The sequence below is a fragment of the Micromonospora sp. NPDC049240 genome, from assembly GCF_040647835.1.
Lineage (GTDB): Bacteria > Actinomycetota > Actinomycetes > Mycobacteriales > Micromonosporaceae > Micromonospora.
On the sequence record NZ_JBEZCX010000030.1, the window covers coordinates 36,962 to 50,635 of the forward strand.

The following is a 13,674-nucleotide window of genomic DNA, read 5'->3' on the forward strand; positions in this document are numbered from 1 at the left end:
TATATCTCCGGGCAATGATCGGCGGCGGACCGCCGTCCGGGATACCCGTTGTTCACCAGCCGCGAATGCCGACGTTTCGCTCCAGGCGCGGGGTCCGGACGCGACGGTGGGGGGCGGCGCCGTTGCCGCCCCCCACCGTGCTCCCCGCCGGTGCGACCGTCAGCCCTTGTGGAACGACTGGCGCACCACACCTCCCACCAGCGCGCACCAGGTGCTGGTGCTGAGCTTGCCGGTGGGCGGCAGTCCGTGCAGGCGTTGCAGGTCCTTCACCGCGGTCCGGGTCACGTGGTCGTACTCGCCGGTCGGGAGCACCTCCGCGTAGCCCTTGGAGGCGAGCATGAGCTGCGCCGCGACCACCGGAACGCCGGTGTCGTGCTGGTCCAGCTCCGGGGCGAGCGTCTCCCAGGTCGGCGCCGTGAGCGTGGCGTCCACGTCGACGCCGATGCCGTTGCGGGCCTGCCAGTCCTGCACCGCCGCCACGGTGGCGGCGTCGAACACGCCGGTGACCGGCACGGCGTAGCCGCGGAACGTGAGCAGGTGCTGCGCGACCTGGACGACCGGGCCGCCGACGAAGCGCCAGATGTCCGGCCAGCGGCGCGCCGGCACGTCACCCAACCGGGTGCCGAGCTTGCGGAAGACCTCGCGGCGCAGCCGGGGGAACTCCCGGTAGAACATCGCGCCCGGGCACTGGGTGGCGCGGAAGTCCCAGTGGCCGAAGATGTCGTGCGCGTGCAGCCCGTACTGCCGGCAGATCGCGGTGCAGAGCCGGACCAGGCCGTCGAGCAGCTCCTCCGGCGGCGTCTCGGTGACGTAGGTGCCCTCGTTCTCGATGCCGATCGCGCGGCCGTTCTCACCCGGGCAGTGCGCGGCGATCATCTGCCGGTCGCCGGCCTGCAACCGCTCCAGGCTGCCGTGGCGTCCCTCCAGGACGTGACCGCCCCGGCTCACCGTGAAGTGCTGCCCGGTGTCCGACCAGCCGTTGCCGTCCATGTGCAGGTCCTGGCAGTCGCGGGCGAGCTGCTTGGCGTGTTCCTCGGAGTAGTCGGTGACGTTCGGGAACGCCATGTGGTGCACGATGATCTTGTTGGTCGGGATCGCGCTGACCGACAGCGGGTCGGCCGGCGGACGGGCGGCCCACTCGTCACAGCTGATGATCCAGTCGAGGTCCGCGCCCGGCGCGGCCTGCGCGGCGGCCGGGAACGCGAGTTCGCTCCCGACGACCGCGACCGCGGCGGCGCCGAGGCCGGCCCGCAGCAGCGTACGGCGGTCCAGCTCGGGGTGGTCGAAGTGCATGGCATCTCCTCGATGACCCGACCGACGCCGGGCGATGTAAAGGAACTACAACTTAAGCGCGCGAGATGGAGAATATTGCCACGGCGGCGCGGCGCGCCAGAGGACAAATGCCACTCGTGTCGGCCGACTCCTACCGGACAGGTAGGCGATGTCACATCCGTCGACCGGAACGGACCATGTCCCGCCGCCTGTCGTCGTGGCAGCCTGGAGCGGTGCAGTCGCCCAACCTGACCGGCCTCTCCGTGCTCGTCGCGGTGATCGCGGCGGCCACCGCGTTCGGCTGGTGGCGCCGTCGTCACGACGGCCGGTTGCGTGCTGTCCGCGATCGGCGCCCGACCGCCGCCGGTGACACCGTCACGCTCGCCACCCTCGGGGTACGCGCCGGCGCGGTCACCCTGGTGCAGTTCTCCGCCCCGGTCTGCGCGCCCTGCCGGGCCACCCGCCGGGTCCTCGACGACGTCGCCGGTCGGCTCGACGGGGTCAGCCTGCTGGAGATCGGCGTCGACGAGCACCTCGACGCCGCCCGCGCGCTGGATGTCTGGCGCACGCCGACGGTGCTGGTGGTGGACGCGACCGGTCGGATCGTCCGACGGGCCGCCGGCGTGCCGGACCGGGACGAACTGCTCGGCATGCTCGCCCCGCTCGCCGCCGGGGCCCGCGGATGACCGGGGCGTGGCTCACCCGGCGCCGGGTGGTGGACCACGGCCGGCTGGCGGCGAGCCTCTGTGCGTCGGCCCGCCCCGCCTGACCGACCGCCCCGCTCGCCCTCGCCGGAACGGAACCCCCATGCTGCTCGATCCCCGGGGAGCGCGGTTCGCCGCCGCCCTCACCACCGTCGTCCTCGCCGTCGCCCTGCTCACCGGATCGGGACCGCTCCTGCTCGCCCAGGCCGCCGTCTTCGCGCTCACCGCCGCGAGTCCGCGCCTCGCCCCGTACGGGCTGCTGTTTCGGGCGGTGGTGGCGCCCCGGCTGGACCCGCCGACCGAACTGGAGCCGGTCGCCCCGGTCCGGTTCGCGCAGCTCGTCGGGCTGGCCTTCACCGTCGTGGGCGCGGTCGGCTGGTTCGCCGGCCTGCCCGCCCTCGGGCTGGTCGCCACCGCCGGGGCGCTCGCCGCCGCGTTCCTCAACGCCGCGTTCGGGCTCTGCCTCGGCTGCGAGGCGTACCTGGCGGTCCGCCGGCTCACCGGCCGTCCACTCGCCGCCCGGGTCGCCCTGCCCCCACGCTGACCCCCCGCCGTCCCGGTGCGTCGATCTTGCGCTCGGTGCCCCGACGAAAGGGGCGATCCGCCCGCACCGAGGGCGGCAACCGCAAGATCGGCGGGTGGGGCGTTCACCGGATTCCGATCGACCCGGGTCGCCCGTACGCTGGGCCGGCTGATGCGGGGACGGGGGAGCGGCATGGGTGGTCGGGTACGGCTGGACCGGCGCAGCGTGCTCGTCGCGGCAGGTGGGCTGGCGGTCGCCGGGATCGGCGTAGCGGTCGGGCTGGCCGCCACCCGCGACCGGCCGCGGGAGGCCCGCGGACGCCGGCCGGTCAGCATGGCCATGCACCTGCACGCCTCGTTCAGCGAGGGCGTCGCCAGCTACGCCGCCCACCTCGACCAGGCCCGCCGTAACGCCGTCGACGTGCTCTGGTGGACCGACCACGACTTCCGGGTGGCCGCGCACGACCACCGTCGCGTCGTGCACTTCGACGGGCCGGAGGAACCGGAGGGCGGGCTCGCCTGGACCTGGCGTCCGGCCACCGAGGGGCGACTCACCGACTCGTCCGCCGACTTCGTCGTCGTCCCGGACGCCGCCGACGGACCCGGCCGGGCGTTGCGCCTCACCGCCGCCGGCGCCGGCACCCACTGGTACGCCGGCAAGGCGTGGAACTGGACGCACACCGGGAACATCGCCGACACCACGCTCCACCTCGACGTGCGACCCGAGTCGACCGGGCCGGGAGCCACGCTGACCGTCGAGATCGCGTTGTCCCACCACCCGGCCGGGCCCGGCCGGCCCGCCGGGCAGTTGGTGCTGCGCTACCGGCTCGGCGGCACCGACGCGGCCCGGCACACCGTCGACGGCCGGCACGGCACGGTCGACCGGCCCGCCCCGGCCGGCGTCTGGCGGCGGCACACGTTCGACCTGCTCGCCGACGTCCGGCGGCTCTGGCCCGACCTGGTGGCCGGCGACAACTCGCTGCGCGGGCTGCGCCTCGGCGTCACCGTCACCGACGGCGCGCGGGGCGCGTACCTGGTCGACCGGCTGGTCTTCGACCGGGCCCGCCGCGCCGGGCAGGCCGGCGAGGAGTTGCGCGCCGAGGTGCTGCGCGGCTACGCCGGGGCGTACCCGGAGGTGACCCACCACCGGGCGTACGAGGTGTCGATGGTGCGCCACCTCAACTGGTTCGGCGGCGACGGCACACTGCCCCGCTTCCCGTCCCCGCCGGTGCGGGACAACGACGTCGACGCGACCGAACGAATGGTGCGGTTCCTGCACGCCCACGGCGGCGTGGTCTGCTGGAACCACCCGCTGGACGTGGAGCGGCGCGACTCACTGGCCCGGCTGCTGGTGGCGCGGCGCGGGCTCGGCGTCGACCTGATCGAGATCGGACGGGCCCCGGTCGAGGACCACCTCTGGGCGTACGACGTGGCGGCCCGCAACGCGATCCCGCTGACCGCCGTCGGCGTCACCGACGACCACGACGGCACCGACTGGCGGGCCGGGCGGGACCGGTGGATCACCTCCGTCTGGGCCGGCTCCACCCGGCGGGACGACCTGGTCGCGGCGCTGCGCGCCGGGCAGGCGTGGTTCGCCGACCTGGCCGCCTATCGGGGCGCGCTGGACCTGGAACTGGGCGGTCGCAGCGCCATGGGCGCGTTGCCAACCGTCGCGGACGACACCGTGACGGTGCGGGTGCGCGCCACCGACCTGCCGGCCGGGGCCGCCCTGGAGGTGGTCACCGGCGACATCGACTCCGCCGGCGTCGCGGATCCGACGCCCGCGATCCGGACCGGACAGGTGCCGTGGCGTCAGCTCCGCCAGGGCTGGCACGACCTGCCGGTGCGGGTGGGCGCTGGGGCGTACCTGCGAACCCAGGTCCGCGACCGTGAGGGCGACGTCGTCGCGGCGAGCAACCCGGTCTGGCTGCTGCGCCGACCCCCACCCGGCGGTGTCCCCCCGACCCGCCGCTTCTGACCGTCCCACCGGGTCGCGCCGCCGACCGGGAGCGACCGACGGGCTGACGCTTGCCGGTGTCTGCTAGCACTGGCGGTGTGTCCGTTACCGACCATCCGTCGCCCGCGGCCGGATCCGGGGCCGCCGTCCGGCGAGTGGAAGCATCCGTTGCGCCGATGGCCGGCAGCCCCGACGCGACCAGAATGGCCAGCGAGGCGGCCACCGACATCCGCCCCTGGAGCGCCGTGGAGTGGGTCGCATGAGCGGCTGGCAGCTGTCCGGCTACACGCCGGTTCGCACGCTCGGCTCCGGGGCGTCCGGCAGCGTCGTGCTGGCCACCCACGACAGCACCGGCACCCCGGTCGCGATCAAGTACCTGGTCCGTGATCTCGGCGCCGACTCCTCGTTCCGGGCTGCCTTCCGCGACGAGGCCCGGCTGCTCGGCGAGGTCGACGACCCGCACGTCAGCCGGCTCTACGAGTACGTCGAGTCCCCGCACGGCGCGGCCATCGTGATGGAACTGGTCGACGGCGTGTCGTTGCGGCAGATGCTGCGCGCGCACGGCCCGACCACGCCCGAGGCCGCGCTCTGCGTGCTGAAGGGCTCGCTCGCCGGGCTCGCCGCCGCCCACGCCCACGGCGTCGTGCACCGCGACTACAAGCCGGAGAACGTGCTCGTCTCCGGTGCCGGGCTGAGCAAGCTCGCCGACTTCGGGATCGCCATGCCGATCGGTCGGGGCAGCGACACCACGGTCTCCGGCACGCCCCGCTACATGGCGCCGGAGCAGTGGACCGGCGCTCCGGCCAGCCCGGCCTGCGACATCTACGCCGCCACCGCCACGTTCTTCGAGTGCCTCACCGGGCGACCCCCGTACCAGGGACCCGACCTGCTCTCCCTGCGCGACCAGCACGCCAGCGCGCCGATCCCCACCGACCCGGCGCCCGCGCCGGTGCACGAGCTGCTCCGTCACGGCATGGCCAAGCGCCCCGACGACCGGCCGCAACCGGCCGCGGTCTTCCTGGAACTGCTGGACCGGGTGGCCGGCACCGGATACGGGCCCGACTGGGAGGAGCGCGGGCTGCGCGAGCTGGCCCGGCGGGCCGCCCTGCTGGCCGCGCTGTGGCCGTTCCCCGACCGGGCGGAGGGCGCCACCGCGCTGGCCAGCACCGCGCTCGGCGCCACGACCGACCGGGGCCGCCTGTTCCCGCGGGGACGCAAGCGCGTCCTGCTGGCGACCGGCGCCGTGGTCGCCGCTGTGCTGGTCGGAGGCGCCGGCTACAGCTACGCCGCCCGCGAGACCCCGGCCGCCGAGACGTCCGCCGGCGCGTCGCCGGCCGGCCCCACCGGCCCGGCCGCGCCGGACCCGACGGACACCGCGACACCGGACACCACCGCCACCGCGTCGCCCACGCCGTCCGTCCCGCCCGACCCGCCGACGGGCACGCCGTCCGCCACCCCGGACGGCACGCGGTCGCCGACCCGGCCACCGGTACGCACCAGCGCGCCGGCCCCCACCCCGTCGCGCCGCACCGCGCCGCCGCCCCCGCCGGACGTCAGCGCGCCGGCCGTCGGTGGGGTGACGGTCGACCCGGGCCAGCTCGAACCGAAGGGCTGCCCGTACGGTGCGCAGAGCAGCACCGTCACGGTCACCGTCACCGACGACCGCAGCGGCCCGGCCGCCCTGACGGTCACGTTCCGCTACCTGCTGGGGGGCGCCACCGGCACGGTCCGGATGGCCGCCGCCGGACGCGGCGTGTTCACCGGCACGCTCGGCCCGCTGGCCGCGCCGAAGCAGAGCACCCGCATCCCGATCGAGGTCACCGCCGTCGACGCCGCCGGCAACGCGGCCACCTCGGCGTCCCCGGTGTACGTGACGCTCTACAACTACTGCACCCCCGGCTAGGAGGACGACGTGCCCGCTGCCCCGCACCGTGGCCCGGACCGGGGACGGCCGGCGTGACCCGGCCGGAGGAGCCCACCGAGGCGCTGCCCACCCGCGCCCTGCCCGCCGACCCGGCCCGGGACGAGCCCACCGTCCACCTCGTCCCGCCCCGGCCGCCGGTCGACGCGGACGCCACCGCGCCCCTGAGCGTCGACCCCGCCTGGCAGCCGACCGCGCACCTCGCGCGCCCGCCCGCGGCAGCCGACGCGACGGCGCACCTCGCCGGCCCGGCCATATCCGGGCCGGTGGACGGGGAGCCGACCGTGTACCTCGGCGGCGGTACCGCCGGCGGCGCGGCACCGACCGTGCACTTCGCCGGCGGTACCGCCGGCGGCGGGGAGCCGACCGTGCACCTGACCGGGCCGTGGTCGGCCGGTGGGCAGCCGACCACCGGGTACCTGCCGACGGCCACCGGGCCGACCGGGCCGACCGCCGGGGCGTACCGGGAGACGACTGTGGACGCGCGGGCGGTGAGCGGCGTTCCGACGCCCCCGCCCGGCGGCGAGCTGCGCTTCGGGCCGGGTGTGCCGGCGACGCCGCCGCCGGCCCCGGCCTGGCCGGCCGCACCGCCGGCCCGCCCGCCGCGTCCGGTCTGGCGCCGCGTCGTCTCGGTGCTGTCCACGCTGCTCACCGCCGCGTTGCTGGTGACCGTCGGGCTCTACCTGTGGCAGCGGCTGCGACCGTTGGAGATCGAACAGGTCGCGGTGGCGGTGCCCCGACCGGCCGGGGTGGCCTGCGACGTGACCGTCGACGTCGTCGCCACGGTACGCACCAACGGGCGCGCCGGCACGATCCGCTACCAGTGGTTCCGTTCCGACGCGCCGCCCGGCGCGCTGCTCGCCGAACGGGTCGGCAGCGGCCAGCGGACCGCGACGCTCACCCTCAGGTGGACGTTCAGCGGCGTCGGCGCCACGACCGGGACCGCCACCGTCAACATCGTCGAACCGACGCCGGTGCAGGCCGGCACGCGGGTCAGCTACCGCTGCCCCGGCGGCTGAGCGTTTCCCCGCGTGCCGCCCAGGGTAGGCCCACCCGGGATGAACATGAACCCATGCGTGGAGGCCCTTCGATGAAAGACAACTTCGGTGACGCGGTGGGCGACGCGTTCCGTTCGGTGATGCTCTTCCTGCCCAAGGCGGTCGCGTTCGTCGCGATCCTGGTCGCCGGCTGGCTGATCGCCAAGGCGGTGCTGAAGCTGGTGGACAAGGTCCTGGAGCGGGTGCACTTCGACCGGGCGGTCGAGCGCGGCGGCATCAAGACCGCGCTGGCCCGCTCGAAGTACGACGCCAGCGACATCGTCGCCAAGCTGGCCTACTACGCGGTGCTGCTGGTCACGCTCCAGCTCGCGTTCGGCATCTGGGGGCCCAACCCGATCTCCGACCTGATCGCCATGGTGGTCGCCTGGCTGCCGCGGGCGTTCGTCGCGATCGTCATCGTGGTGGTGGCCGCGGCCATCGCCCGCGCGGTGAAGGACATCATCTCCAGCGCGCTCGGCGGCCTCTCCTACGGCCGGGTGCTGGCCAACCTCGCCTCGGTGTTCATCCTCGGCCTCGGGGTGATCGCCGCGCTCAACCAGATCGGCGTCGCCACCGCGGTGACCACGCCGGTGCTGATCGCGGTGCTCGCCACCGTCGGCGGCATCCTGGTGGTGGGTGTCGGCGGCGGTCTGGTCCGGCCGATGCAGAGCCGCTGGGAGAGCTGGCTGACCCGGGCCGAGGAGGAGTCCCGGACCATCGCCACGCACGCCCGCGCCTACCAGGCCGGTCGGCGTGACGTCGAGGCCCGGCTCGCCACGACCGGCCCGTACCGCGAGGCCGAGCTGACCCAGCCGGTGGCCGGGGACGCCGAGGCGGACCGCGCTCAGCCGGTGTCCCGGGACGCCGAGCCGACCCAGCCGGTGCCGGCGTACGCGGGTGCCGCCGAGCCGACCCAGCCGGTGCCGGCCCCGGGCGCCGAGGACGCCACCCAGGTGATCCCGCCGCTCGGCGACTCCGGGCGCACCCCGCCGGCCGCGCCGCGCCAGCCGACCGCCGAGCAGGCGGCGGACAGCGAGGCGACGATGGTCATCCCGCCGGCCGACGTGGACAAGTTCCGCCGCTGAGCCGAGCGCACGACCGGGGCGGGATCCGATGCGGGTCCCGCCCCGGCGCGTGTTCAGCCGGGGGTAGGGGCGCTCGGCCCGGCCGTGGGCCGCTCGAGGGTGGGCGCAGCTCCGCCTGTTCGTCGAACGCGGAGTCCGGTTAGGATCGTCGGCATGACCTGGCGATGTTGATCCCCGCCTGACCGACGAGGCCGCGGGCCGCCGCGGACACCGTGCACTCCGACCGGTGTCCGTCACGTCCCGTGGGAAGGCCCCATGCTCGTCGCCCCTGCCCGCGTGCCCGCGACCCGCCGACTGGCGGCGACGCTCTACGGCTACGCGTTCCTCACCGACCTCGTCCTGCTGTACCCGCTCTACGTCCTGCTGTTCGCCGACACCGGGCTGTCGGTCGGGCAGATCTCCTCGCTGTTCGTCCTCTGGTCGGCCGCCGGCATCCTGTTGGAGATCCCGTCCGGCGCGTGGGCCGACGCGCTGTCCCGGCGGCTGCTGCTCTGCCTGGCGCCGCTGCTCACCGCCGCCGGCTTCGCGCTCTGGGTGCTGCTGCCGTCGTACCCGGCGTTCGCCGTCGGCTTCCTGCTCTGGGGCGCGGGCGGCGCGCTGCGCTCCGGCGCGCTGGAGGCGTTGGTCTTCACCGAGCTGGACCGCCTCGGCGCGGCCGACCGGTACGCCCGCCTGATCGGTCGCGCCCGCACCGCCGAGGTGCTCGGCGCGGTCGGCTCCGGGGTGCTCGCCGGCCCGGTGTTCGCGCTCGGCGGCTACCTCGCGGTCGGTGCGGCAAGCGTGCTGACCTGCCTGCTCGCCGCCGCCGTCGCGGCGCGCCTGCCGGAGCGCCGGGCGCCGGTCACCGTGCCGGCGGCCGACCGACCGGTGCCGGGCGGCGCCGGCCCGGGGGAGACCGCCCCCGGCGTCGGCCCGGGCGAGGACGCGGCCGACGACGAGCCCGGCTGGCGGGAGAGCCTGCGCGGCGGGCTGGCCGAGGTGCGGGCCGACCACGCGGTCCGCGCCGCCGTGCTGCTGGTCGCCGCCGTGGCCGCGATCTGGGGCGGACTCGACGAGTACACCGGGCTGCTGGCCCGCGACACCGGCGTCACCGAGGCGGCCGTGCCGCTGCTGCTCCTGCTGGTGTGGGGCGGGATGAGCGTGGGCGGGCTGCTCGCCCCGCTGGGCGAGCGGCTGTCGCACCGCGGGTACGCCGGCCTGCTGGTGGCCGCGGCGGTGGCGACGGCGGCCGGGGCGTTGCTGCGCCACCCGGCCGGGTTCCTGCTGCTGGCGGTCGCGTTCGCCGCGTTCCAGCTCGCCACCGTGCTCGCCGACGCGCGGTTGCAGGCGCGGATCACCGGCGACGCCCGGGCCACGGTCACCTCGCTGGCCGGTATGGCCACCGACCTGACCACCGTCGCCTGCTACGCCGGGTACGGCCTGCTCGCCGGTGCGCTCGGCAACCCGGCCGCGTTCGCGGTGGCCGTGCTGCCGTACCTGGTGGTGGCGTTCTGGTTGCTCACCGGACGGGGGGTGACTCACTGGAAAAAGGAACAATAGCCGCATTCGCCACTACGGTGAGTGGCGGACCCGACCGACCGCGGGAGACGATTGCGGTGACCCTGGAAGCAGAGCGCACGCTGCGCGACGAGGACCTCAGCGGGCTGGCGGAGCTGGCGGCCCAGCTGCGGGTGGACGCGATCCGGTGCAGCACCATGGCCGGCTCCGGCCATCCCACCTCCAGCCTCTCCGCCGCCGACCTGCTCGCCGTGCTGGTCGCCCGGCACCTGCGCTACGACTGGTCCTACCCGGGCAACCCCGGCAACGACCACCTGATCTTCTCCAAGGGCCACGCCTCGCCGCTGCTGTACGCGGTGTTCCGGGCCGTCGGAGCGATCAGCGAGCAGGAGCTGCTGGAGACGTACCGCCGCGCCGGGTCGCGCCTCCAGGGCCACCCCACCCCGGTCCTGCCCTGGGTGGACGTCGCCACCGGTTCGCTCGGCCAGGGCCTGCCGGTCGGGGTGGGCGTGGCGCTCGCCGCCCAGTACCTCGACCGGTCGACCGCCCACGTCTGGGTGCTCTGCGGCGACAGCGAGACGGCCGAGGGCTCGGTCTGGGAGGCGCTGGACAAGGCCGGCCACTACGGCCTGCGCAACCTCACCGCGATCGTCGACGTCAACCGGTTCGGCCAGCGCGGCCCGACCGAACTGGAGTGGGACCTGGACACCTACCGTCGGCGGGTCGAGGCGTTCGGCTGCCGGGCGATCGTCGTCGACGGCCACGACCTCGGCGCGGTCGACGACGCGTACCGGCAGGCCCGGGACGCCACCGGCCCGACCGTGGTGCTGGCCCGCACCGTCAAGGGCAAGGGCGTGCCCGAGGTCGAGGACGACCCGTCCTGGCACGGCAAGGCGTTCGACCCCGAGCTGGCCGACCGGGCGGTGCGGGCGCTCGGCGGGCCGACCCGGATCCGGGTCACCGGGCCGCGCCCGCCCGCCGCGCCGCGCGCCACCGGGGCCGAGCCCGGACAACCCGACCTGCCCCGCTACGAGCGCGGCGCGAAGGTCGCCACCCGGGACGCGTACGGCGACGCGCTGCGCGCGCTCGGCGCCGCCCGGCCGGACGTGGTCGCGCTCGACGGCGAGGTCGCCGACTCCACCCGGGCCGAGCGCTTCGCCGACGCGTACCCCGACCGGTTCTTCCAGATGTTCATCGCCGAGCAGCAGCTCGTCGCCGCCGCCGTGGGCCTGGCGGTCCGCGGCCGGCGGCCGTTCGCGGCCACCTTCGCCGCGTTCTGGTCCCGCGCCTACGACTTCATCCGGATGGCCGGCGTCTCCCGCGCCGACATCGCCCTGGTCGGCTCGCACGCCGGCGTGGAGATCGGCCCGGACGGGCCCTCCCAGATGGGGCTGGAGGACATCGCCGCGCTGCGCGCGGTCCCCGGCTCCACGGTGCTGTGCCCGTCCGACGCGGTCTCCTGCGCGGCGCTCGTCGCCCAGTTGCCGGACCGGCCGGGCGTCAGCTACCTGCGCACCACCCGCGGCGCGTACCCGGTGCTCTACGACCACGGCGAGGCGTTCCCGATCGGCGGCAGCCGGGTGGTACGCGACGGCGCCGACGTGGCGCTGCTCGGCACCGGCGTCACCGTGCACGTCTGCCTGGCCGCCGCCGACGAGCTGACCCGGGAGGGGATCGACGCCCGGGTGGTCGACCTCTACTCGATCAAGCCGGTCGACCGGGAGCGCCTGATCGAGACCGCGCGGGACACCGGCGGCCGGCTCGTGGTGGTCGAGGACCACTACCCCGAGGGCGGTCTCGGCTCGGCCGTGCTGGAGGCGTTGGCGGACCGGGCCGACCCGGTGCGCGTCCAGCACCTCGCGGTACGCGGACTGCCCGGCTCCGGCACCCCGACCCAGCAGCTCGACCGCGCCGGCATCGGCGTGCACGCCGTCGTCGCCGCCGCCCGCGCCCTCGCCTGAGGCGCAAGGAGGGGCCCCCAGTTAACGCATTCTGCATAACAGGGGGCCCCGCTTAACACGCGTGGGCCGGCGCGCCGGCATCGTCACCCGGGCAGCGCGTCGACGTAGACCCACCGGCCGTCCTCCCGGGCGAAGCGGCTGTGCTCGGTCAGCACGCCGGGTCGGCCACCCTCCCGGTAGTGGGCCCGGAACCGCACCGTGCCGGTGCTGTCGAACAGGCCACCCTGCCCGGTCTCCACCACCTCCAGCCGGGTCCACCGGGTGCCCGGGTCCAGCTCCAGCCGATCGGGCCGGGTGCCGGAGTGCCAACTGCGCCGCAGGTAGTCGGCGTCGCCGAGCGCGAACGCGCTGAACCGGGACCGCATCAACGCCTCGGCGGTGGCCGCCGTCGCGACACCCCGATGTACCGGGGCGCAGCAGTCCTCGTACGGCCGGCCCGACCCGCACGGGCAGGCCGTGCTCCGTTTCGCCATTCCCCGATTCTCACCTGCCGCCGAGAGGTGCAAGCAGGGGGCCCGCTCACCGCCGGCATGTCGAGCGGGGCGCCCTTCTCTACCGGATGCGTTAACCGGGGGCCCCTCCTTACCCGCCGACCGGAGGGGGCGGCGCGGGGCAGCGGGTGCGGGAGCGGCGCACTAGTGTCCGAGGCACCATGAGTGGCAGTCCGACCCGGCGCGACCTCGACCCGGAGCAGGTCGGTCACTACCTGACCGCCTCGCTCGGGCCGGCCGGCGAGGTGGCGGCCTGCGGTCCGCTGACCGGCGGCGGGTTCGCCGCGGTCTGGTGGGTACGCCTCACCGACGGGCGTGAGGTGGTGCTCAAGGTCGGCCCACCGCCGGGCGTGCCACTGCTGCGCTACGAGCGCGACATGATCGGGGCGGAGGCGCGTTACCTGCGGCTGGTGGCCGACCGCGCGCCGACCGTGCCGGTGCCGTCGCTGCTGCACCACGGACGCCATCCCGAGCTGGGCGACTGGTTGCTCACGGCGCGCCTACCCGGCCGTACCCTGTGGGACCTGACCCGGGCCGGCGCGGACGTCGCCCCGCTGCGGGCGGAGTTCGGCCGCGCGCTGGCCGCCCTGCACGCCGTGCCCGACGGGCGGCACGGCGACGGCGGACGGTACGGCTATGACGGCGGGCGGGCCGCCGCTTCCACCTGGCGGGGCGCGTACCTCGCGATGGTGGACGACCTGCTCGCCGACGCGGCGGACTGGGCGGTGCCGCTGCCCACGTCCCGGATCCGGGCGTCGGTCGCCCGGCACGCGGCAGTCCTCGACGCGGTCCGCCGTCCGGCGCTGCTGCACGTGGACGGCTGGGCCGGCAACGTGCTGGCGGTCGAGGGCCCGGACGGCACGCCCCGACTCAGCGGCCTGGTCGACGGGGAACGGTACCTGTGGGGCGATCCGCTGCTGGACCTGGTCTCGCCGCTGCTGTTCCGCCGCGCCGAGGACGAGCCGGACGATCCGCTGGTGCGGGCGTACCGGGCGGTGGCGCCGTTCCCGTTCGACGCGGCGGTGCGGCGGCGGCTCGGTCTCTACCGGCTGCACCTCTATCTGCTGATGACCGTGGAGATGCCCAGCCGTGGCATCACCCCGGCGTCGGACCCGGGCCGGGTGGCACGGCTGGCCGAGCTGCTCGACGCCGAGCTGGCCGACCTGTCCGGGCCGCTCAATTGACCGGCGGCCGGCGGAGCCCGGGCGCGCCGCCGACCGCCGCTGA

At 75.6% G+C, this 13,674-nt stretch carries 11 protein-coding genes; 9 read left to right on the forward strand and 2 right to left on the reverse strand.

Annotation, left to right across the window (positions count from 1 at the left end; translation table 11 throughout):
* Positions 1-159: 159 nt before the first annotated feature.
* Positions 160-1,293 (reverse strand): N-acetylmuramoyl-L-alanine amidase, encoded by a 1,134-nt coding sequence (locus AB0B02_RS30240; RefSeq protein WP_357306165.1) that lies wholly within the window; start codon positions 1,291-1,293, stop codon positions 160-162.
* 212 nt (positions 1,294-1,505) lie between these two features.
* Between AB0B02_RS30240 and AB0B02_RS30245 the strand changes: the two genes are divergently transcribed.
* The 8 genes from AB0B02_RS30245 to AB0B02_RS30280 all read left to right on the forward strand — a co-directional run bounded on the left by AB0B02_RS30245 (position 1,506) and on the right by AB0B02_RS30280 (position 11,956).
* A complete protein-coding gene (locus AB0B02_RS30245) occupies positions 1,506-1,958 on the forward strand; it encodes a thioredoxin family protein (protein ID WP_357306168.1) in 453 nt (150 codons plus the stop codon).
* Between the two features lie 121 nt (positions 1,959-2,079).
* Positions 2,080-2,520, forward strand: a complete 441-nt coding sequence (locus tag AB0B02_RS30250; RefSeq protein WP_281941459.1) for a DUF4395 domain-containing protein — start codon at positions 2,080-2,082, stop codon at positions 2,518-2,520.
* Between the two features lie 150 nt (positions 2,521-2,670).
* Complete coding sequence (locus AB0B02_RS30255) at positions 2,671-4,476, forward strand: hypothetical protein (protein ID WP_357306172.1); 1,806 nt, start codon at positions 2,671-2,673, stop codon at positions 4,474-4,476.
* Positions 4,477-4,714: 238 nt separating this feature from the next.
* Positions 4,715-6,358 (forward strand): serine/threonine-protein kinase, encoded by a 1,644-nt coding sequence (locus AB0B02_RS30260; protein ID WP_357306174.1) that lies wholly within the window; start codon positions 4,715-4,717, stop codon positions 6,356-6,358.
* A gap of 53 nt (positions 6,359-6,411) precedes the next feature.
* The gene (locus AB0B02_RS30265) at positions 6,412-7,395 is read left to right on the forward strand and encodes a hypothetical protein (protein WP_357306177.1); all 984 of its coding nucleotides are present in this window, start codon (positions 6,412-6,414) and stop codon (positions 7,393-7,395) included.
* Positions 7,396-7,466: 71 nt separating this feature from the next.
* A complete protein-coding gene (locus tag AB0B02_RS30270; protein WP_308447844.1) occupies positions 7,467-8,498 on the forward strand; it encodes a hypothetical protein in 1,032 nt (343 codons plus the stop codon).
* Between the two features lie 255 nt (positions 8,499-8,753).
* The gene (locus AB0B02_RS30275) at positions 8,754-10,037 is read left to right on the forward strand and encodes an MFS transporter (RefSeq protein WP_281941450.1); all 1,284 of its coding nucleotides are present in this window, start codon (positions 8,754-8,756) and stop codon (positions 10,035-10,037) included.
* A 56-nt stretch (positions 10,038-10,093) separates the two neighbouring features.
* Positions 10,094-11,956, forward strand: a complete 1,863-nt coding sequence (locus AB0B02_RS30280; RefSeq protein ID WP_281941447.1) for a transketolase — start codon at positions 10,094-10,096, stop codon at positions 11,954-11,956.
* 83 nt (positions 11,957-12,039) lie between these two features.
* On the opposite strand, the gene AB0B02_RS30285 is transcribed toward AB0B02_RS30280, so the two are convergent.
* Positions 12,040-12,429: a YchJ family protein gene (locus AB0B02_RS30285; protein WP_357306182.1), complete on the reverse strand. Its 390-nt coding sequence runs from the start codon at positions 12,427-12,429 to the stop codon at positions 12,040-12,042.
* A gap of 179 nt (positions 12,430-12,608) precedes the next feature.
* Here AB0B02_RS30285 and AB0B02_RS30290 point away from each other — a divergent pair, with 179 nt between their 5' ends.
* On the forward strand, positions 12,609-13,631 hold the full coding sequence (locus AB0B02_RS30290) for an aminoglycoside phosphotransferase family protein (RefSeq protein ID WP_357306185.1): 1,023 nt from the start codon (positions 12,609-12,611) through the stop codon (positions 13,629-13,631).
* Positions 13,632-13,674: the final 43 nt, after the last annotated feature.

Excerpts from the sequence above, each read along its gene's own strand:
- AB0B02_RS30240 (WP_357306165.1), bottom strand. The coding sequence starts at position 1,293 with ATGCACTTCGACCACCCCGAGCTGGACCGCCGTACGCTGCTGCGGGCC.
- AB0B02_RS30250 (WP_281941459.1), top strand. The coding sequence starts at position 2,080 with ATGCTGCTCGATCCCCGGGGAGCGCGGTTCGCCGCCGCCCTCACCACC.
- AB0B02_RS30255 (WP_357306172.1), top strand. The coding sequence starts at position 2,671 with ATGCGGGGACGGGGGAGCGGCATGGGTGGTCGGGTACGGCTGGACCGG.
- AB0B02_RS30260 (WP_357306174.1), top strand. The coding sequence starts at position 4,715 with ATGAGCGGCTGGCAGCTGTCCGGCTACACGCCGGTTCGCACGCTCGGC.
- AB0B02_RS30270 (WP_308447844.1), top strand. The coding sequence starts at position 7,467 with ATGAAAGACAACTTCGGTGACGCGGTGGGCGACGCGTTCCGTTCGGTG.
- AB0B02_RS30275 (WP_281941450.1), top strand. The coding sequence starts at position 8,754 with ATGCTCGTCGCCCCTGCCCGCGTGCCCGCGACCCGCCGACTGGCGGCG.
- AB0B02_RS30285 (WP_357306182.1), bottom strand. The coding sequence starts at position 12,429 with ATGGCGAAACGGAGCACGGCCTGCCCGTGCGGGTCGGGCCGGCCGTAC.
- AB0B02_RS30290 (WP_357306185.1), top strand. The coding sequence starts at position 12,609 with ATGAGTGGCAGTCCGACCCGGCGCGACCTCGACCCGGAGCAGGTCGGT.